We start from the raw sequence: 18,249 nt of genomic DNA, 5'->3' as shown, positions 1-18,249 counted from the left end.
ACTAAAACGTGCGTTTCCATATCCCTATCGTGAATGTTGAGCCAGAACTGGAATTAGAAAATCTAGAATTGTTCCAAGCAAAACAGATTTTGGCAGATCAGCTCAATATTCAAATTCATTTACATGCTAAAAATGCACTGAGCTTTGCCGATTTATTAGAGCCAAAGCAATGTGCAGCTGTATTGAGTGAATTTCAGACTCGAATTCAGGCAGTTAATTTGACCTGTTCAGGTTCTATGTTTATGAAATATTGGGCAGTTCCACTGTTATTCCCCTATTTATATGCATTACTCATTGAACGGATTCGTTTACCTTGGGAATTATCTGCACTTTCGGTGGAAATGGAAATGACATGGTATTGGGATCGGCATTTAAACTTTAAATCTGCATTTTTGCCTTCAACGTCTGTGAGTACTCAGAATTACGCTTATGAGGATTTTATTTTAAGAGTTTTTCATGATTTAAATCAGCTTTTTGAAGTAATGAGTAAGGTTGGAAAAGTACAGAGATTCTTGCTTTGGGAAAATACCGCACTTCGTATTTTGCAGTTTTACGACATGATGCAACGAAAAAATTCAACACAAATGCGGAAAATTCAAAATCAGCGTCAATTTTTATCTGATTTACCTGCTGAATATTTTGGCTTAAAACAAAATCCATTTTTACTATTGGAACAAAGTCGAAAATCAAACGTTGAAACCTATCAACGTAAAAAATGTTGTTTTTATTTTCAACTACCTGAAGCTCAAAATGAATATTGTAGCAGTTGTCCTTTGGTGAAAAAGGATCAAGAAAGAGATCAAAGCTCATGTCAGATCAATTAAGTATTTTATTAAAACAATATGCCAATGTTGCTAGTTCAACCATTGGTCATGTCTTAGATACAGGCTATTTACCAGAAATTCATGCTGTTAATTCAATTCAGCATGTAGTAGGTATTGTGCGTACTGTGACCTTAAACTCTATCAATGCGATGCAGATCCGTAATGCACTTTTAGAAAGCAAAGCCGGTGATGTATTGGTGATAGATGCGAGGAAGCTGGGATATCGTGCATGTTGGGGAGAACAACGTCATCGAGCAGCTATTTATCATCAGTTGGCTGCAATTGTTGTTATAGGTGCGGTAACAGATATAGACGCTTTACGGACAATGAAAGTGCCTGTATTTGCTCAGACGGTAAGTTGTTTAACCACAAGGTCTGAAGGAGAAAGCTTGGTAGATTTTGATCAGGATATTCAATATTTTGATTCTACTATTTCTACAGGCGATTTAATGATTGCAGATGCAGATGGTGTATTTATTTTAAAACCAGATATTGCTGCACAATATTTGGAAAAATTTCAAAATATGGAATTATTAGAAAAACAAAAACGTGACCAGTTCTTTAAGCAGCATTCACTTGAACAGTATTACCACGCTATTTAATCACTGATATAAGGTATAAAAAGAGTAATAAATTAGATGCAAACATTATCCTCCAAACTTCCAAACGAATTTACTTATCAAGAAAATGGCATTTTATATGCTCTTCGCGCATTAACACTGCCACAAGATTTTCCATTACTCTACAAATGGATGCATGAACCCCATGTGATTCCCCAATGGCAACTGAATAAACCTGAACTAGAATTAGCCGTATATTTTGAGAAAATGCTGATTGATGATCATCAACGGCTTTATATCATCCAAATTGAAGGACAGGATGCTGGATATTTGGAAATATATGAAGCCAAGCGAGATCGGTTGTCATTATATTATCCCGCTTTAGAAAATGATTTAGGTTGGCATATATTATTGGGTGAAAAAAATGTGGTGGGGAAAGGACATTTTAAAGCTGTGATGCGTATGATGAGTTATTTCATTTTTGAACATTCACCTGCTGGAAAAATTGTGGGGGAGCCAGATGAAAATGTGAAATCTTATGAATATGTGGCAGAAGAGATTGCATTTGAAGCACAAAAGACCATTCAAATGTTAGAAAAAACAGCCATTTTATATCATTGTTTTAGAGAAAAATTTTATGAAAAATGTGGAAAACTCACTCCACATTAAAATAACTGATCTTCACTTATATATTTCAAGATCCTGCTGTGTTAGGACATTTTTTAAATTCGCATTATATAAATCGATTTTATTTGTATTAACAGTTTAGTAAATCACTGTTAAAAATCATCAAAATTTAAACAAAAGTTTTACATTAATAACAATAATGATTATTATTTGCACCAACATTAATACTTACGATTCAAGGAATAATAATGCGTCTGTCTCACTTTAGTCTTTGCCTGCTGACCACAGCCATTTGTACACATCTCTATGCGGATGAAGCTACTGCAGCAGAAACAAAAGCAACAGATGTGAAGCTTCCTACAATTATAATGACTGCAACACGTACACCTAAAAGTATTGCAGAAGTTGCGGGAACCGTTCAAACCATTGGTGGTGAGGAAATTGCTCAACAGGCTGGGGCAGGTCGTAAAGTCGCAGATATTTTGGCACAGCTTGTACCCTCTTTAGCACCAAGTAGTGGAACAACCAGTAATTACGGTCAGACCATGCGAGGGCGTAATGTGCTGGTCATGATTGATGGTGTATCGCAAACTGGTTCTCGTGATGTGGCACGTCAGCTCAATAGTATTAGTCCGAATATGATTGATCATATTGAAGTTGTTTCTGGTGCAACCAGTATTTATGGTTCAGGGGCAACAGGTGGGATTATTAATATTATTACTAAACGTGCGGATAAATCAGAACCTGTTGCTTTTCAAACCAAGCTAGGTATGACATCGGCTGATAATTTCCGTGGTGATAGCTTGGCGTATCAGGTTGGACAAACTGCTTCTTTTGCCAATGACAAAGTGGATGGTTTCTTAGGTTTAGACTATACCAGCCGAGGTTCTCAGTTTGATGGCAATGGTAATCGTATTTCATTAAGTCCGTGGCAAGGCAGCACTATGGATACCGATACTATTGATGTAAATAGTCGTCTAAACTTTAATTTAACTGACCATCAAAGCTTAAGTTTTGGCGCTCAATATTATAAAGATGAACAAGATACAGAATATGGGCCTGACTATTCTTATTTAAAAACAAAAACCGAGCCTTCTTATAAAGCGATTAAAGGCTGGAGTTTAGATAATCAGCCATTTACAGAGCGCTATGCGTTTAATACTCAGTATCAAAACCAAAATTTCCTTGGGCAAATTTTGAATGTCGAAGCGTATTACCGCAATGAAAAATCCCGCTTTGTTCCTTATGGTTATTCGGCTGATGGTGTTGATGTAAAACAAAGCCAATCCAATGTGGACTATGCGGGTATTCGTTCTACGGTTCAATCTGATCTTAAAGTTGCAGAACGTGATTTAAAACTGACTTATGGTCTAGATTACGATTGGGAAAAAGACCATCAATGGGCCGAATTCTATAAACCGACTAATAATGGTTTGGTCTATACCGCAACGGGTGAAACACAAGGTTCAGGGCCAGACACACAAATTCAAAATATTGGGACATTTTTACAAGGCGACTATGCTTTAACAGATCGCTTAAATATTCAAACTGGTGTACGTTACCAATATGTTCAGGCAGACACAGACAGTTATTTAACTGCACGTAAACCTTATACTTTAATGGCTGCCGATTCGACAGATTCTGATAAATTCTTATTTAATTTAGGTGCAGTCTATAAACTGACCGATGCTCAACAAATTTATGCGAATTTCTCACAAGGTTATAGCTATCCCGATGTACAGCGTGTGCTACGGGATGTTGCTGCTTATACATTAACAACTTCAGGCATTGCACCGATTACGGTCAATAGCTATGAATTGGGTTGGCGCTTAAATCAAGATGAGGGTTTAAATTTAGGTTTAACAGGTTTCTATAATACATCTGATAAAGTAGTTCAGTTCAACTCAGACCGATCAGTGAATATTGTCGATACCGATCAACGTGTTTATGGTGCCGAAGCAAATGTCAGTTATCCATTTATGGAAAACTATAAAGTGGGTGGTACTTTAGGGTATACGCGCGGGCAATATAAAGATGCAGCAAATAATTGGCATGAATTAAATGCCTTTGCTGTTTCTCCGATGAAAGGCACACTGTTTGCTGAATGGAATAATAATGATGGCTATGGTGTCCGTGCACAAATGCAAGCCATTAAAGGAACAGATAAAGCTTATCAAGATGACCAAGCATTAAAAGCAGCAGGCTTAACAGATAGTAATAGTGCCGCAGAGATTAAAGGTTATACCACAATGGATGTATTGGCACATTTCCCTGTGGCTAAAGGTCGTGTGGATTTTGGTGTCTACAATGTTTGGGGCAATCAATATAAAACGGTATTTGCCCAACAAGCAGCAGTCACCAATGCGAATGCATTGTTAGCTATACCTGCGGAAGGCCGTACTTTTGCATTAAGCTATACAATTAATTATTAATCTTTGCGATCAAAGTATCCGTAAATTCTGCGGATACTTTTTAAATTCCCAAAACCACTTGATAAGGTTTAAATCCTTCCATAACTGCATCAGTAACCAGTTTGAAAAAAGCTTCAGTCTTCCCATAAGCCATCCATTGATCAAGAGCTTCATAGTTAAGCTAAGCGATTTTCAACAGTAATCACACAAGGTGGATAGCCCGCTTTCATTAGTTCTAAATTCATGAGTAGACGAGAGGTGCGACCATTACCATCAATGAAAGGATGAATGCCAACAAAATCAGCATGTACTTTAGCCGCTCGTTCAATAGTGTGAAGCTGATGTGCTTCACTGTTATACCAATCTACTAATTGAGCCATCTTATAATTTAACAAGGTATAGTCAGGTGGGGTAGATGTAGCACCCGCAATTAATACGTTTTGTTGACGATAACGTCCAGCATTATCATCATCAATGTTTTTTAAGATGAGTTGATGAATATTGCGGATTTGCTACTCAGAAAAAGGTTCTTCTTTTCTAATGATGTCTTCAACGTAGTAGATTGCATTACGGTGATTAATTGCCTCGAAGTGTTCTCTTAATGCCTTCCCACCAACAGTAATACCCTCCAGTACTACTTTTGTTTCTAGTAGAGTAAGTGTATTACCTTCAATTGCATTTGAATGATAAGTCCAGCGAAGAATAAGGTCTTCTTATAAATTTTTTACAATTGAATGAGAGAGGGGGCGATGTTGATCTAATTTTTTCTTTAAATCATCGATAGTTTCAAACATTACCTTATCCCTGAATTTGTCTTAGTTGATAATACATGAAAAAGAAATATCAAAAAATATAACGATATATCATTACATTTTGTATTGATTGTAAAAGTGGTAATATTGGTTCACCATTTCAAATCCTGTCTTAGGATTTGAACAAGATTGTTTAGTGATTCAATGCACTAAATCTAATTTGGGTCAAAATTGGGTCAATGAATTTTTTTATTCAATGAAACGGCTTAAGAATTAATGGTTTGGGTTTTGAGTTCAATTGACGCCACCTCCACCAAATACCTTCCAAAACATGGCAAAATATGCCAAGTCTTGGAACTGAAAGGCTTAATCCTAAAGGGGTTAAGCCTTTTTTTATGCCTGAACATAACCAAACATAACTAGCTATAGTGTACACGTGGAAATTAAAATTTTAAAAAAATTATTAAAGGGTTTAGGGGAAAGTGGTTTTAGTAGGAAATATAAACTAATTAGGGCCCTCAACCATGGCGGGAATTCTCATTCCTATAAAGCGTACAGCTATGCTTTAAAAAAAGAAGTTTTTATTAAATTTTTTTTGTTGCCCAGACATGAAATAGAATTTTTAAAATTCAGAAATGAAATCGCTATTCATAAACTTATCGCTAGGCAAGGTTATGTTTATGATGAAAATGCTGTCATCGATTTTATTGAATCTAAACTATTTAAAAATAATCTAGGTGGATATGTAGTTATTGAGTGGTTGGAAGGAAGATCTTTAGATGATGTCATTAATGATTACCAACATAAAGGCTTTGAAGAAAAGGTTCAATTATTTCATAGAGTAGCTAATGCATTGATTCCACTTAGTGGTTGGATTACACATAGAGATTTACACCCTTCCAATATTATGGTGATTGATGAGGATTTTGAATATGCTCGTTTAAAAGATCAAGCATTTAACCCTCAAATTAAAGTGGTTGATTTTGGTGAAAGTTACTCAGAGTATGTTGAAGCTATAAGTGATTTAAATGGTAATGATTTAAAAAAAATTCGTGAAAGTAGTACTAGAAGATTAACAACATCCTTATATTCCACTCCACCTGAATACCTTAGAAACTATAAGTGTAAAGATAATCACATATTTGATAAATCATGGAATTATGATTCATGGGCATTAGGTTTAATTGGATTTAAAATTTTTTTTAATGAAGATTTATTTGATTTTAAGAACATTAAGGATTATGTCACTAGTTTAAGAAGTAATCATTTTCAATTAGATATTTCCTCTAAAATTCACAGTAAGTTTTTTAATATAGATTATAAGCACTCTCAGTTATTAGAAAATATTTTTCAATACTTATTAAGAGTAGATCCTGATCAGCGGACTAGTGATGGGAATGTAGGCTTGTCTTTATATTTAACTTTCTTAAAAGGTTATGAACTCCCTGAAAATTCTGATGATTCAGAGTATCTAAAGTTTATAAGAGGTGGTTGGCATTATTTAGATGCCAAAGGTATGACACGTTTAGGAGATACATTGTCTTATGATTAATTATTCAAATATTAAGTTCTATCGAGCTTTTGCAAGACCTATTCCAAATGGAGCACATCAAAATCCATTTATTGATGGAACTCGTACACCAACTCATATGCCTCTAGATGCCCATATTATCATTGATAATTGGTTCATGGATAAATTTGGTATAAAAGCAAGATCAAGTACTATTTTTGTAGGAACTCAACAACAGAGTGTTATTTCATATGCTCAATCAGAAGATGCTGTCATTAAGATAATTTCCTTTCCAGTAGGTTCAAAATATATTTATAGTTCAAAAAATCACGATTTATATGACGATTATAAATTATTAATCCTGTCGGATGGTTATGCTGATATTCGTAATTTGACTCTTCTATTAGAAGAGTCAAATTATCAATTAATAGATAATCCAGAATTAATATCTCCTGATTTTTTAGGTGAAATTATGGTGTATTGCGATAGTTTTCTTCTGGAGGATTTATGAAAAGAGCAGATATCAAACGCCGTCCTTTGTCAGATACCGTACTTGCTAACCTTGAACCTGAATTAAAAGAATATCGGGAGTTAGACGGCGAGGGTCTATATTTTCGTGTAAAGCCTGATGGCAAGAAGGCATGGCTATTCAGGTATAAAAAGGCAGATGGCAAGTGGTCATGGCTTGGCATTGGTACTTACCCCGAATTATCGGGTAAAGGCGCAAGAAAGAAAGCATCCGAAATAATCTTAGATATATCCCACGGCGATAATCCAATCATTACGAAGCAAGAACGTAAACGCCAAGAACTTGATCATCACAATGCAACCTTTGATGTATTGGCTAGAGAATGGCTAGAAACCAAAGTGAATACTTGGGTGCATGATACTATGACCAGAAATAAGGGGGCATTAGAAAAGCATGTATTTCCTGTTTTTGGCAAACGCTTGTACACCAGCATAAAACCTATTGAATGGATGAATCATTTAAAAGGTATTCAGCAGAAGCAGGGCATATATGAACAGGTAAGCCGTGTTCGGGCCATGTGCCGTGATATTTATGATTATGCAAAGGTCACAGGGCGAATTGATTACAACCCACTAGAGGGCATTCAGAAGCATCTACAGCAGGGCAAAAAAGAGAATATGGCCCATGTGAGTGAGGCAGAATTGCCGACTTTAATCCGAGCTATTAATAATTATCCAACTATGGACGTCCGTATGGGGCTACAGCTTTTGGCTATGCTGTTTTGTCGCCCTACTGAGCTAAGAGGGGCTAAATGGGATGAGTTTGACCTAGAACAGGGTTTATGGAATATCCCAGAGGAACGCATGAAGAAACGCCGTGAGCATGTTGTGCCTTTACCTAAGCAAGCTTTAGCTCACGTTAAGGACGGCGTGGCAGGCGTATATAACAAGGCTCAGTACCTACAGGGCAGGGCAAGCATGATGCAATGGTATGCCGACCATTTAGAAGAGTTAGCGAATATGAAAGTTATTTAATTCAAAAAATTGGGAAATTAATAATGTTTTTGAATTATGAGGAGACTATTAAATACCTCAAAAATGTTACTCGTCAAAATAGCAATCGATTCACACTGATGCATTTGTTATCGAATGGATATTTGAATGCAGACTTAAACTATGACGGTGAACTATGCTCTAAAATATATGATGCAGTTTCGAATGATATTAGTGATTTTATGATCTATTCAACTGAGTTATATACAGGATATTTAATTTTGGATAGCAAGGATATCTCAAAGTTCTAAATCAAGTTCTGATAGATGATAAGACAGCTCATATTGTTAATTTTTATAAACCTTTAGATTGTAAAACTTATTCTCCGTTGGTAGATGGTACTCATGTTAATTATGAGTAAGTCAATATGGAGAATTTAAAAGCTTATATTGCCATGTTGGAAGCTTGTAGTGAAACAGTGCAAAAAATATTACAGGGATGAAGGATAAAGAACTTAACCTTAAAAAATAATTCGTAACTTACGAGCTAATAAAAATGATTACCCTTTAATGTAAAAAACTAAGAGTATTATTATTCTAAAAGTGGATATTTCTACTTGATTTTTAATATCCATACTTCGCATAATGTGTGTTGTGTATAATTGAAAATACTAATGAAATTTTAATCTACTTAAAGTCAATTTTTTTATACATATGTGACATACGTTCCTGTTTTGTTTGTAAATAGTCTTTATTAAAGATATTTAAACCTACTGTTATAGAGACACGGTCAACTACATTAATACCTAAATTTTTCAATGAATTAACTTTAAGAGGGTTATTAGTAATTAGTCTTACTTCTTTAACTTTTAAATAATCAAGCATAATAGTACACATATCATAGTGACGAGCATCTGCTGGTAAATTTAAAAGCAAATTTGCATCAACAGTATCATGTCCTTGATCTTGGAGTGCATATGCACGAATCTTATTAGTCAAACCTATACCACGACCTTCTTGACGTAAGTATAAAATCACTCCTTGACCTTCATCACTGATCATTTTCATTGTGGAATGTAATTGTGGACCACAATCACATTTTAATGAACTAAAGGCATCGCCAGTTAAGCATTCAGAATGTATTCTGACTAATATTGGTTTCATTGGAATAGTATCTAGCCCTTTAGAAAGGGCAACATGTTCTTCGCCAGTACTTAAATCTTGAAATGCTATAATTTCAAAATCGCCAAAAGCAGTCGGTAATTTAGATTTAGCCACGAATTCTATAGTCACTGATACATCCATTTATATTTTAGAAAACATTAAAATTAAATACTTATCATTAATCGTTAAAAATATATAACAATTACAGATATTATTTTTAAATTAATACATCTTTAAATAAATACTTACTCCATTAAATGGAGTAAGTATTGCCGTAATTAATTCAGCTAAGATTGATTGAATAATCTATTTGATATATCAAATTTCATTTATGATAATAGTTATTTGGTAGTGAATTTTTTGTGAAACTACTATGAGTAAAACAGAATAAGTTTTTAATTTATTACAACCAAAGAGTCGTTCCAGTGAGCTTATGCCGTGCGTTGAAATTACTGAAATGAATTTATGCCATTGAATACACTATTTTTATATACAAATAACAGAGTTAAATCCATCTATAAATGACTGCTTTGGTAATCATCAATCATGCAGAAGAAATATGTATGAGCCATATATGGCGCAAGGAATATGGTGGCTGGGGGCGTAGGTTGTGTGGTGACTCCCTAATGGTTTTCAGCCACCTTTTTTCAAGTCAATTTTTTATCCGAGATTCAGATTATCTAAGAAGTTGTTTTGGTATCACACTGTAACCAATTAACAATATTCATAATCTCACTGTTAGCACTATTTTTTCTGACTACCGCGTAAAAATTATAGTCACAATATATGAAGCCAAAAGGAGCCATTATCCTTCCACTCAATATTTCTTTTTCTACTAAAATTTGAGGTGCTATTGCAATACCTAAGCCGGAAACAGCTGCTTCTATCATTAAATTTAGATTATCAAAATAACGTTCACTAGATTTATGTGGAGAATGAAGTCTTGATTTATCAAACCATATATCCCATGCATTTTTATTTGAATGGGTATGGAGTAGTGGATAGTTCAAAATATCATTTATTGTATTTAAGTTATATGTTTTACGATTACAAATAGGTCCCATGTTATCAGGAAATAAAGCGTATTTTTCCAGAGACTCTGAAAGCATGTAATCCATGCCCGAGCTATTGATAAATATATCAATTTTTTCTTTTTCTAATAATTTTAAATCATTGCATATCATTAATTTAATGTGAATATTTGGATAGATTATTTCAATTTTTTCTAATCGTGGAATGAGCCAATTCGCCATAAAACTATGAGATGCTCCAATAACAATTTCAACTTCAGAAGCTTTATTTGTTAATTCAAAAACACATTTTTCTAGATCGTTAAAAAAGTGACTACAAAGGCGAAATAATTCTTCTGCATCTGTTGTTAAAGAGATAGTTGATGAATGTCGAATAAACAATTTTTTATCAAACCATTCTTCCAACTGTTTTATTTGATGGCTAACAGCACTATGGGTTACGCATAGTTCTTCTGCAGCTAAGCTGAAACTTCTATTTCTAGCCACCGCTTCAAATGCTTTCAAAGCATTTAATGGGGGTAATTTTCTACCTTTCATAGTGTGAATTTTTCTAACATCATGATCTAAAAATATATCAATTATAAAAAAAATGGAAATCTTCTAAGATTAAGAAAATTTTGATTCTTCAAGTGATATGCAATGACAACACTGTATACAGGTAATGGTCCTGATAAAGCAGGATTTTTTGGAAGATTTGGCGGGTGCTATATGCCAGAAAGTCTTATGCCTGCTCTTCAAGACCTAGAGCGAGAATTTAATATTATTCGGCATAAAACCGAATTTTGGACTGAATATCGACAAATTTTAACGGATTTCGTTGGTCGCCCCAGCCCTTTGTTTTATGCAAAAAATCTAACAATGTATGCTGGAGGAGCCAAAATATATCTTAAAAGAGAAGATTTGAACCATACAGGTGCCCATAAAATTAATAATTGTGTTGGACAAATTTTGTTGGCTAAATTAATGGGTAAAACAAGAATTATTGCAGAAACAGGTGCTGGGCAACATGGTGTTGCAACAGCAACAGTATGTGCTCTTTTCAAGCTTAAATGCACCATTTACATGGGTGAAACGGATGTTCATCGTCAGCAAATGAATGTTGATCGAATGAAATTACTAGGAGCTGAAGTTAAAAGCGTTAAGAAAGGTCGTGGAACCCTAAAAGATGCTATGAATGAGGCATTACGTGACTGGATCAGTCATGTAGATACGACCTATTATCTATTAGGAACGGGTGCAGGTCCTCATCCTTATCCGACCATAGTGAGAGAGTTCCAGAAAATTATTGGCATAGAAGCTAAAAATCAAATACTGCTGAAAGAAAATAAACTACCTGATGCTTTAGTTGCCTGTGTGGGTGGCGGATCCAACGCATTGGGTCTAATGCACCCATTTCTACAAGATACGAGTATCAAAATGTTTGGGGTTGAAGCTGGTGGAAAAGGAACAAACAGCGGTGAGCACGCTGCATCTATTTCAAAAGGTAGCGTTGGCGTCCTACATGGTAATTTGACTTACTTATTACAAGATTCAGATGGACAGATTCTAGACGGACATTCTATATCGGCAGGATTAGATTATCCTGGGGTTGGTCCTGAGCATGGCATCCTGTTTGAAACAGGGCGCGTTACTTATGTAGCTGTAAATGATGAGGATGCAGTCAATGCATTTCAGATTTTAAGTCAACAGGAGGGAATTATACCTGCACTGGAAAGTGCTCATGCTATCGCATATGCAATTAAATTGGCCAAAGAAATGCGACCTGAACAGACCATTATTGTCAATTTAAGTGGGAGAGGTGACAAAGATTTAAATACAGTCAAAAAATATCTCGCAGGAGTAACAGAATGAACCGTTTAGACCAAAAATTAAAGGAATTAAAACAGGAAAAGCGAAGCGGTCTCGTGTGTTATTTGACTGCTGGAGATCCTGACTTTTCAGAAAGCTGTAATTTATTTAGTCAATTAGGCCAAGCTGGAGCAGATATTATTGAAATTGGCATTCCATTTTCTGATCCTGTTGCTGATGGCGAAATCATTCAGGCCGCTCATATCCGAGCTTTAAGTGCTGGCCAAACTGTGAGTAAAACTATCGAATTGGTCAAAAAAATAAGGTTAAATGATAATAAAACACCTATTGTATTCATGACCTATTTAAATCCGATTATGCAATACGATTTCGAAAAACTTGTATTTGAAACAGAAAGCCTTATTGATGGCATCCTTATTTTAGATGCGCCACATGAATATCAAGATAATTTTAAATTGATATTAAATGCAAAAAATATGCACTTAATTTCTATGACAGCTCCAACTACTCCACTTGATAGATTAGAAAAAATATCAGAGAGTGCTACAGGTTTTTTATATCATGTTGCAGAAAATGGTTTAACTGGAGGAACTTTAAACCTACAAAATCTTGAGAAGAAGATAGCTCAAATAAAACCAATATTTCATATTCCTATAGCAATTGGCTTTGGTATCAAAAATGAAAGTCATGTTAAAGCTTTAGCGAATAAAGTAGATTTAATCGTTATAGGTTCGGCATTCGTTGAAACTTTTTTTAAGGAAGGTTTGAATGCGACAATAGAAAAGGTCAAAAAATTTGCAAAAGTACTTAGAGATAACGAATAGTTTTTGTACTTATTCAAGATATTTTTTTATTAGTATGACTCATATATAAAAACCGCTCATTAGGCGGTTTTTTTCTTAGATTTACTGGTAAACAATAAGGTTAAATTGTGAAGGTTACATAAGCTCTTTGCATATGGGAAACAACCATCATTCCCGAAATTAAAAACGCCAATATTATTATTACAGAGCTATACAATCGCATTCATTTGTTGTCAAACTTACTAAGTCAGCAGATTAACCTTATTTTGTTACAATTACAATGAAAATAGAAACCATTGAAATAACTAAATTTTTTAATAAATCTGACTTTTTATAAGAAAAGTAAATATATATATAAGAAAACTTGATTAATTTTATTTTTAGTGTATAGTTAACTTAACTAGAAAAAAGTCTTGTTTCGGTAAATCTTCTTTAAGTATCGCAGTTTTAGTCATAATCCTTCGTTTTTTCAGATTTTAAGTCTCATTCTTTATTATTTTCAAAGTTATAATCAGTCAATAAGTTGACTAAAAATTATTAAAAAATCAGTAGGATATATTATGTCAAACTCAAATGTTGTTAAAGGTACTGTAAAGTGGTTCAACGAAACTAAAGGTTTCGGTTTTATTCAACAAGAATCAGGTCCAGATGTTTTTGCTCACTTCAGCGAAATCGCTAGTTCAGGTTTCAAAACCTTACTTGAAGGCCAAATGGTTGAATTCAGTGTAGCTCAAGGTCAAAAAGGACCAAATGCTGTAAATATTGTTGCTATCTAAGTAATAATAGGCAGTAATAAAAAAGCACTAATCAGTGCTTTTTTTATAATCCAAAATTTAATTTAAAGTTGTTTTCCAAATCGGAAGAGTCTCCCAGAATAGGATATAAGTTGTTAAAAATAAATGATTTAATTGCAAAATCTAAAAATGGTACTGAAATTATAGTATCGTTAATTCCCCTAAATAAAATGCAAAATACACGTCAAGGTTTAAGAAAAATTGAAGTAGGCAAAAGAGTTCTTCTTCAGTCTGGGATTGTGGTTGATTTAAATTTAGATGGTCGTACATTTTATACTTCTTTACACCAGCTATTTAAGTTAAAGCATAAAATTATTTAGATAATAATTATATATATCAATAATTTAAATCTATATATTTTCTCTACTACAATATTATTAAAGGTATATTAATGCTTAAACAAAGTCTCAGTGTGAAAGATCAATTTGGTATTAAACACGCTATTCAAGCAACAGTTGATAAGCATTTTGCTAATACGCAATCTTCTTCTAATGTAAAACATATCACCGTTGATGGTGAAGATATTCGGCCAAGTTTCGAAATGTTTTTTCAAAGTACCTTAAGCGGAAAAATTTTCAAAATTGTATAGATAAACCAAATTCTGTTTAATTCAATATATCTTCATATAGATTATTCGAACTAAATTTTATAAAAAAATCCCCGACATTCTGTTGGGGATTTTTATTGCTTATTTTTTAGTTATATGCGGATTTTTATACATGCTCAGTAAAGAGCATAAAATATTCTTTTAAAGAAAATTAATAGGCCGAGTAAGACAGCGATGATGCAAGGCAAATCCGTACGATTAAAAATACATATATAGACACGGGTACTACAGGGCAAACGCGGCAATCGATAGGGAAATTGACCTTGAGTGATTCAAAAATTCGGAGTATTTAAGCCAAACGACCATTGCTTTGATTATGTACGTTCCACACGGGGGCTTCATTGCACTAGGTTAATTTTACATAGAACAAAAAAGATTTAAAATTTACGGAGTTTAAAAATTGGCATTTATAAAAAAAATCTAAGATGATAAACATTGATATGAAGATCTCTCAATACTAATTATGCCAAAATGATTGAAGGTTGATTAAAATGACTCGATGTTAGCGATTTATCATTCTTGTGGAAAAACTAATTCAAAGCACACACCCTCTGAGGTATTGTAAGCTTGGTATGTACCGCTATGAAGAGTCATTATGGAAGCAACAATTGATAAGCCTAAGCCTCCTGTTTGGTGATGATTTTGTCTGCTTGGATTACATTGATAAAACCTTTCAAATATAGAATCTAAATGTTCGGTTGGAATTTCAATATCACTGGTGATTACAAATAATCTAATCATATTTATATTATTGAGAACCTTTTTGATGCTGCCAATATAAATTGTACGATTGTTTCCGCCATGCATAAGTGAGTTTGAAATCAGATTATAAAGGGCACGTTGTAATAATTCTGGATCAGCTAATAATTCGGATTCTTTTAGTCTAAAAACAAAATTACATGCTTGGTCTTCAGCTTGGTATTCGAAAATACTGCAAATGTTTTCTATCAGCGTTTTAATTTGAATGATCTGTTTGTTTAATAAAACCTTATGACGATCAGCACGTGCTAAAAACAGCATACTGTTAATCATCCTTTTTAAACGTTGGTAATCCTCTAGGTTTGAGATCAATAATTCCTGATATTGTGCAGAGCTGCGTTCACCCATGAGTAAAATTTCGGTTTGACCTATTAAATTATTTAACGGTGTCCTAAATTCATGAGCAATATCTTCGGAGAAGCGATTGAGTTGGCCATAGCCCACTTCAATACGGTCAAGCATTTTGTTAATATCTGATGAAAGTTGTTCAATTTCTTGTGGAGAGTTTGCAAGGTTTAAGCGTTGTTGAAGTTGGTGAATATTAATTGCATGCGTTTGCTCTCGGAGTTTTCGTAATGAGCTTAATCCTAAGCGACTAGCAATAGCGCAGAGTATAAAAATCCCTAAGATGCCTGTTAATACATAAGTGAGAAGGTTGCTTCGAAAAGGTGAGAGTATCGCTATTCGTTCAGACCATTGCTTTCCTGCGATTAATAAATAAGGTTGATTGTTGATTTGGATGGTTTTCCAAGCAATACGTGTTGGATATTCATCAGCAGGTAAATCGCGAAATTGAATATTTGTCTGACGTGTTAATTCAGGAAGAGGAATATCAAGTGGATTGATATTAATTAAGATACTGTCTTTATGAATTAATAGAAATAAATTATCTAGGTTACCTAGCATGTTCTGATAAAGTTTAGGGCGCGCTATGATCTGTTCTATATTTTCACTGTCTTGAAGTAAAATTTCGAGCCGTTCAATTCTTTCTGCTAAAGCTCGATCCTGTTGGATAATTAAAATCTGGTTAATTCCCAAATATGTCATAAACGCTACAGCGCACAAAACAAGCGCGCTGCAAAATGTTACCAATAGCGTTAAACGTAGTTCTAGAGAGCGAAAAGATTTTAAAATCATAAATTAACCGAAATTTTGTAACCCAATCCCCGAACGGTATGAATTAATTTTAAATCATGTCCTTCATCAATTTTACTGCGTAAGCGCCGAACAGCGACATCTATAAAATTAGTATCAGTATCAAAATTAATATTCCATACTTCTGAACCAATTTGTCTCCGTGTAATAATTTCGTTTTGATGAAGCAACATAAAGCGCAATAAGCTAAATTCTTTTTTACTTAGTTCTATCAATAGGTTATTTCGCCAAACTTTATGTTGAATTAAATCCATTTTTAAATTTCCAATGAATAATTCATTTTCCTGAAAATACTGCTGGCGTCTTAATAAGCTTTTAATTCGTGCCAATAATTCAACATAAGAAAATGGTTTAGCAAGATAGTCATCAGCCCCAAGTTCTAAACCTTTAACTCGATCTAAAATTTGGTCTTTCGCTGTTAGGAAAATCACAGGTATCTTAGAAAACTGACGCAATATCTTTAATATGCTCCAACCATCTATATCTGGCAGCATCACATCTAAAATAAGCAAAGAATATTGATTCATCTTTAATTTTTCCAAGCCTTCTAGCCCTAAATGAACACATTCAGCATCGTAACCAGATTCCTTTAATCCCTTAACGAGGTATGAGGCGATCTTCATTTCATCTTCGATAATCAGAATACACATTTTGCTTAGACTCATTTGTAAGATGACAACTTTGTAATGTGATTGTCATGCTTTAGATCATTCCGTTTGTATAAGATTTTAAAAATGAAGTCAGGACAATCATGATGAACAAACTTAAATGGCTTGTTTTAACAGCAATGTTATTCAGTAATAGTACTTTTGCACAATCTATTCAATTGAATCAAGTTTACTCACTAGATTCTAAGACTGCGCAAATGCTAGTGCAAGAAGCTGAGAGTACATGTAAAAAATTGAATCACAATATAGCAGTTGTAGTAGTCGATCAGGGTGGGAATCCCCTTATAGCTCACAGACATGAATCGGTTGGTCCGCACAACTTAGCTGCTGCAGAGAAGAAAGCTTATACCGCTTTATCGACAAAAACATCAACCATGTTATTAAGCCAAACTGCAAATGAAAATAGTGATGCAAAAAATTTAACAACTTTATCTAATTTACTTTTGTTAGGTGGGGGCTTACCTATTCGTTATGAAAATCAAGTTGTAGGAGCGATTGGTGTCGCTGGAGCTGGTGGTGCAAAAAATGATAATCATTGTGCGGCATCTGCAATTCAGGCTACTTTAAATTACTAAGGATTAAATTATGTTGAAGAAATTATTACCAGTCTTTACTGTATTATTGACATCAATGACATTTGCACAAGATAACCCATTGAGTGTTCATGTTTTAAATTTAGAAAATGGCTTACCATCTGCTAATGTTGAAGTCGTCTTAGAAAAGAATACAGGTCACCAGTGGGTGAAGCTCAATCAGCAATTTACTGGGCCAAATGGTCGTATTAGCGCACTTTATCCTGAAAATAAAAAGTTAGAACAAGGCACATATAAGGTTACTTTTAAAACTGAAGATTGGTTCAGAAAGAACAATCAAAAAACATTCTTTCCTGAAGTACCTGTAATTTTTAAAGTTGATGGAAGTGTAAGTCATTACCACATTCCATTGCTGTTAAGTCCCTATGGATATTCGACATATAGAGGCAATTAATAAATAAAAAAGCGGTCAAAATCCTGAGTAAATTTAATATATTACTTTAAAATGCAACGCAAGGATCTGAAACGTGTGGTATTCGTGCCAGACTCATGAATCGAATACCTACTAAAATTTATTATTAATTTTAGCTTTACGAAGTAGCTATGTTGATCAAGAAGTGACTTATGAAAGAAGCCTCATTAATATTTCAGGCATTAATGTGATTTTCATCTGTTGTATGAAATGATTGGTTTTTTGAATAAGCCTTGGTTTTTAAAAATCTCATTTTTTCCTTCTTTATTCACAGTTTATTCACACTCCTTTGGTGTATTTTGGCAATATG

18 protein-coding genes and 1 pseudogene are annotated in these 18,249 nt (G+C 34.0%); 14 read left to right on the top strand and 5 right to left on the bottom strand.

Features of this window, described 5'->3' with window-relative positions:
- The first annotated feature begins 8 nt into the window (after positions 1-8).
- The 4 genes from B9T24_RS02985 to B9T24_RS02970 all read left to right on the top strand — a co-directional run bounded on the left by B9T24_RS02985 (position 9) and on the right by B9T24_RS02970 (position 4,443).
- Positions 9-824: a (2Fe-2S)-binding protein gene (locus tag B9T24_RS02985; protein WP_228145680.1), complete on the top strand. Its 816-nt coding sequence runs from the start codon at positions 9-11 to the stop codon at positions 822-824.
- Positions 809-1,426 carry an RraA family protein gene (locus B9T24_RS02980; RefSeq protein WP_086164413.1) on the top strand — a complete coding sequence of 206 codons (618 nt, stop codon included), beginning with the start codon at positions 809-811 and terminating at the stop codon, positions 1,424-1,426. Before B9T24_RS02985 ends, B9T24_RS02980 begins: the two co-directional genes overlap by 16 nt.
- Before the next feature lie 36 nt (positions 1,427-1,462).
- Entirely contained in the window at positions 1,463-2,053 is a 591-nt protein-coding gene (locus B9T24_RS02975; RefSeq protein ID WP_086164412.1) for a GNAT family N-acetyltransferase, read from the top strand.
- Positions 2,054-2,259: 206 nt separating this feature from the next.
- On the top strand, positions 2,260-4,443 hold the full coding sequence (locus B9T24_RS02970; RefSeq protein WP_086164411.1) for a TonB-dependent receptor: 2,184 nt from the start codon (positions 2,260-2,262) through the stop codon (positions 4,441-4,443).
- 40 nt (positions 4,444-4,483) lie between these two features.
- On the opposite strand, the pseudogene B9T24_RS02965 reads toward B9T24_RS02970, so the two are convergent.
- Positions 4,484-5,216, bottom strand: a pseudogene (locus B9T24_RS02965) (Fic family protein).
- Positions 5,217-5,610: 394 nt separating this feature from the next.
- Between B9T24_RS02965 and B9T24_RS02960 the strand changes: the two are divergent.
- The 3 genes from B9T24_RS02960 to B9T24_RS02950 are packed head-to-tail and all read left to right on the top strand — an operon-like array spanning position 5,611 to position 8,187.
- The gene (locus tag B9T24_RS02960) at positions 5,611-6,726 is read left to right on the top strand and encodes a protein kinase domain-containing protein (protein WP_171264825.1); all 1,116 of its coding nucleotides are present in this window, start codon (positions 5,611-5,613) and stop codon (positions 6,724-6,726) included.
- Entirely contained in the window at positions 6,719-7,195 is a 477-nt protein-coding gene (locus B9T24_RS02955) for a hypothetical protein (RefSeq protein WP_086164409.1), read from the top strand. Before B9T24_RS02960 ends, B9T24_RS02955 begins: the two co-directional genes overlap by 8 nt.
- Positions 7,192-8,187: a tyrosine-type recombinase/integrase gene (locus tag B9T24_RS02950; protein WP_086164408.1), complete on the top strand. Its 996-nt coding sequence runs from the start codon at positions 7,192-7,194 to the stop codon at positions 8,185-8,187. Before B9T24_RS02955 ends, B9T24_RS02950 begins: the two co-directional genes overlap by 4 nt.
- 644 nt (positions 8,188-8,831) lie before the next feature.
- Here B9T24_RS02950 and ribA read toward each other — a convergent pair.
- Positions 8,832-9,437, bottom strand: coding sequence for a GTP cyclohydrolase II (gene ribA / locus B9T24_RS02940; protein WP_086164583.1), 606 nt, complete (start codon positions 9,435-9,437; stop codon positions 8,832-8,834).
- Positions 9,438-9,988: 551 nt separating this feature from the next.
- On the bottom strand, positions 9,989-10,876 hold the full coding sequence (locus B9T24_RS02935; RefSeq protein ID WP_086164406.1) for a LysR family transcriptional regulator: 888 nt from the start codon (positions 10,874-10,876) through the stop codon (positions 9,989-9,991).
- A gap of 102 nt (positions 10,877-10,978) precedes the next feature.
- On the opposite strand from B9T24_RS02935, the gene trpB reads away from it, so the two are divergent.
- From trpB to B9T24_RS02910, 5 genes are all read left to right on the top strand, one after another.
- A complete protein-coding gene (trpB, locus tag B9T24_RS02930) occupies positions 10,979-12,190 on the top strand; it encodes a tryptophan synthase subunit beta (protein WP_086164405.1) in 1,212 nt (403 codons plus the stop codon).
- The gene (gene trpA, locus B9T24_RS02925) at positions 12,187-12,972 is read left to right on the top strand and encodes a tryptophan synthase subunit alpha (RefSeq protein ID WP_086164404.1); all 786 of its coding nucleotides are present in this window, start codon (positions 12,187-12,189) and stop codon (positions 12,970-12,972) included. Before trpB ends, trpA begins: the two co-directional genes overlap by 4 nt.
- A gap of 539 nt (positions 12,973-13,511) precedes the next feature.
- Positions 13,512-13,727, top strand: a complete 216-nt coding sequence (locus tag B9T24_RS02920; protein WP_004649268.1) for a cold-shock protein — start codon at positions 13,512-13,514, stop codon at positions 13,725-13,727.
- 110 nt (positions 13,728-13,837) lie between these two features.
- The gene (locus tag B9T24_RS02915) at positions 13,838-14,065 is read left to right on the top strand and encodes a hypothetical protein (RefSeq protein ID WP_086164403.1); all 228 of its coding nucleotides are present in this window, start codon (positions 13,838-13,840) and stop codon (positions 14,063-14,065) included.
- A gap of 71 nt (positions 14,066-14,136) precedes the next feature.
- A complete protein-coding gene (locus tag B9T24_RS02910) occupies positions 14,137-14,334 on the top strand; it encodes a hypothetical protein (protein ID WP_086164402.1) in 198 nt (65 codons plus the stop codon).
- Between the two features lie 531 nt (positions 14,335-14,865).
- Here the strand turns inward: B9T24_RS02910 and B9T24_RS02905 are convergent.
- On the bottom strand, positions 14,866-16,248 hold the full coding sequence (locus tag B9T24_RS02905) for a heavy metal sensor histidine kinase (protein ID WP_086164401.1): 1,383 nt from the start codon (positions 16,246-16,248) through the stop codon (positions 14,866-14,868).
- On the bottom strand, positions 16,245-16,916 hold the full coding sequence (locus tag B9T24_RS02900) for a heavy metal response regulator transcription factor (protein WP_086164400.1): 672 nt from the start codon (positions 16,914-16,916) through the stop codon (positions 16,245-16,247). Before B9T24_RS02900 ends, B9T24_RS02905 begins: the two co-directional genes overlap by 4 nt.
- A gap of 104 nt (positions 16,917-17,020) precedes the next feature.
- Between B9T24_RS02900 and B9T24_RS02895 the strand changes: the two genes are divergently transcribed.
- Positions 17,021-17,509 carry a GlcG/HbpS family heme-binding protein gene (locus B9T24_RS02895; protein ID WP_171264840.1) on the top strand — a complete coding sequence of 163 codons (489 nt, stop codon included), beginning with the start codon at positions 17,021-17,023 and terminating at the stop codon, positions 17,507-17,509.
- Between the two features lie 10 nt (positions 17,510-17,519).
- A complete protein-coding gene (uraH, locus tag B9T24_RS02890) occupies positions 17,520-17,921 on the top strand; it encodes a hydroxyisourate hydrolase (protein WP_086164398.1) in 402 nt (133 codons plus the stop codon).
- Positions 17,922-18,249 lie beyond the last annotated feature (328 nt).

This window comes from Acinetobacter sp. ANC 4654, from assembly GCF_002135425.1.
GTDB lineage: Bacteria > Pseudomonadota > Gammaproteobacteria > Pseudomonadales > Moraxellaceae > Acinetobacter > Acinetobacter kyonggiensis.
This window is presented reverse-complemented; position numbering and strand designations above follow the sequence as displayed.

Bases quoted from the DNA above. Each gene is read 5' to 3' on its own strand.
- trpB (WP_086164405.1), top strand. From the start codon at position 10,979: ATGACAACACTGTATACAGGTAATGGTCCTGATAAAGCAGGATTTTTT.
- B9T24_RS02905 (WP_086164401.1), bottom strand. From the start codon at position 16,248: ATGATTTTAAAATCTTTTCGCTCTCTAGAACTACGTTTAACGCTATTG.
- B9T24_RS02920 (WP_004649268.1), top strand. From the start codon at position 13,512: ATGTCAAACTCAAATGTTGTTAAAGGTACTGTAAAGTGGTTCAACGAA.
- B9T24_RS02970 (WP_086164411.1), top strand. From the start codon at position 2,260: ATGCGTCTGTCTCACTTTAGTCTTTGCCTGCTGACCACAGCCATTTGT.
- B9T24_RS02910 (WP_086164402.1), top strand. From the start codon at position 14,137: ATGCTTAAACAAAGTCTCAGTGTGAAAGATCAATTTGGTATTAAACAC.
- trpA (WP_086164404.1), top strand. From the start codon at position 12,187: ATGAACCGTTTAGACCAAAAATTAAAGGAATTAAAACAGGAAAAGCGA.
- B9T24_RS02950 (WP_086164408.1), top strand. From the start codon at position 7,192: ATGAAAAGAGCAGATATCAAACGCCGTCCTTTGTCAGATACCGTACTT.
- uraH (WP_086164398.1), top strand. From the start codon at position 17,520: ATGTTGAAGAAATTATTACCAGTCTTTACTGTATTATTGACATCAATG.
- B9T24_RS02975 (WP_086164412.1), top strand. From the start codon at position 1,463: ATGCAAACATTATCCTCCAAACTTCCAAACGAATTTACTTATCAAGAA.
- B9T24_RS02980 (WP_086164413.1), top strand. From the start codon at position 809: ATGTCAGATCAATTAAGTATTTTATTAAAACAATATGCCAATGTTGCT.
- B9T24_RS02935 (WP_086164406.1), bottom strand. From the start codon at position 10,876: ATGAAAGGTAGAAAATTACCCCCATTAAATGCTTTGAAAGCATTTGAA.
- B9T24_RS02895 (WP_171264840.1), top strand. From the start codon at position 17,021: ATGAACAAACTTAAATGGCTTGTTTTAACAGCAATGTTATTCAGTAAT.
- B9T24_RS02955 (WP_086164409.1), top strand. From the start codon at position 6,719: ATGATTAATTATTCAAATATTAAGTTCTATCGAGCTTTTGCAAGACCT.
- B9T24_RS02900 (WP_086164400.1), bottom strand. From the start codon at position 16,916: ATGTGTATTCTGATTATCGAAGATGAAATGAAGATCGCCTCATACCTC.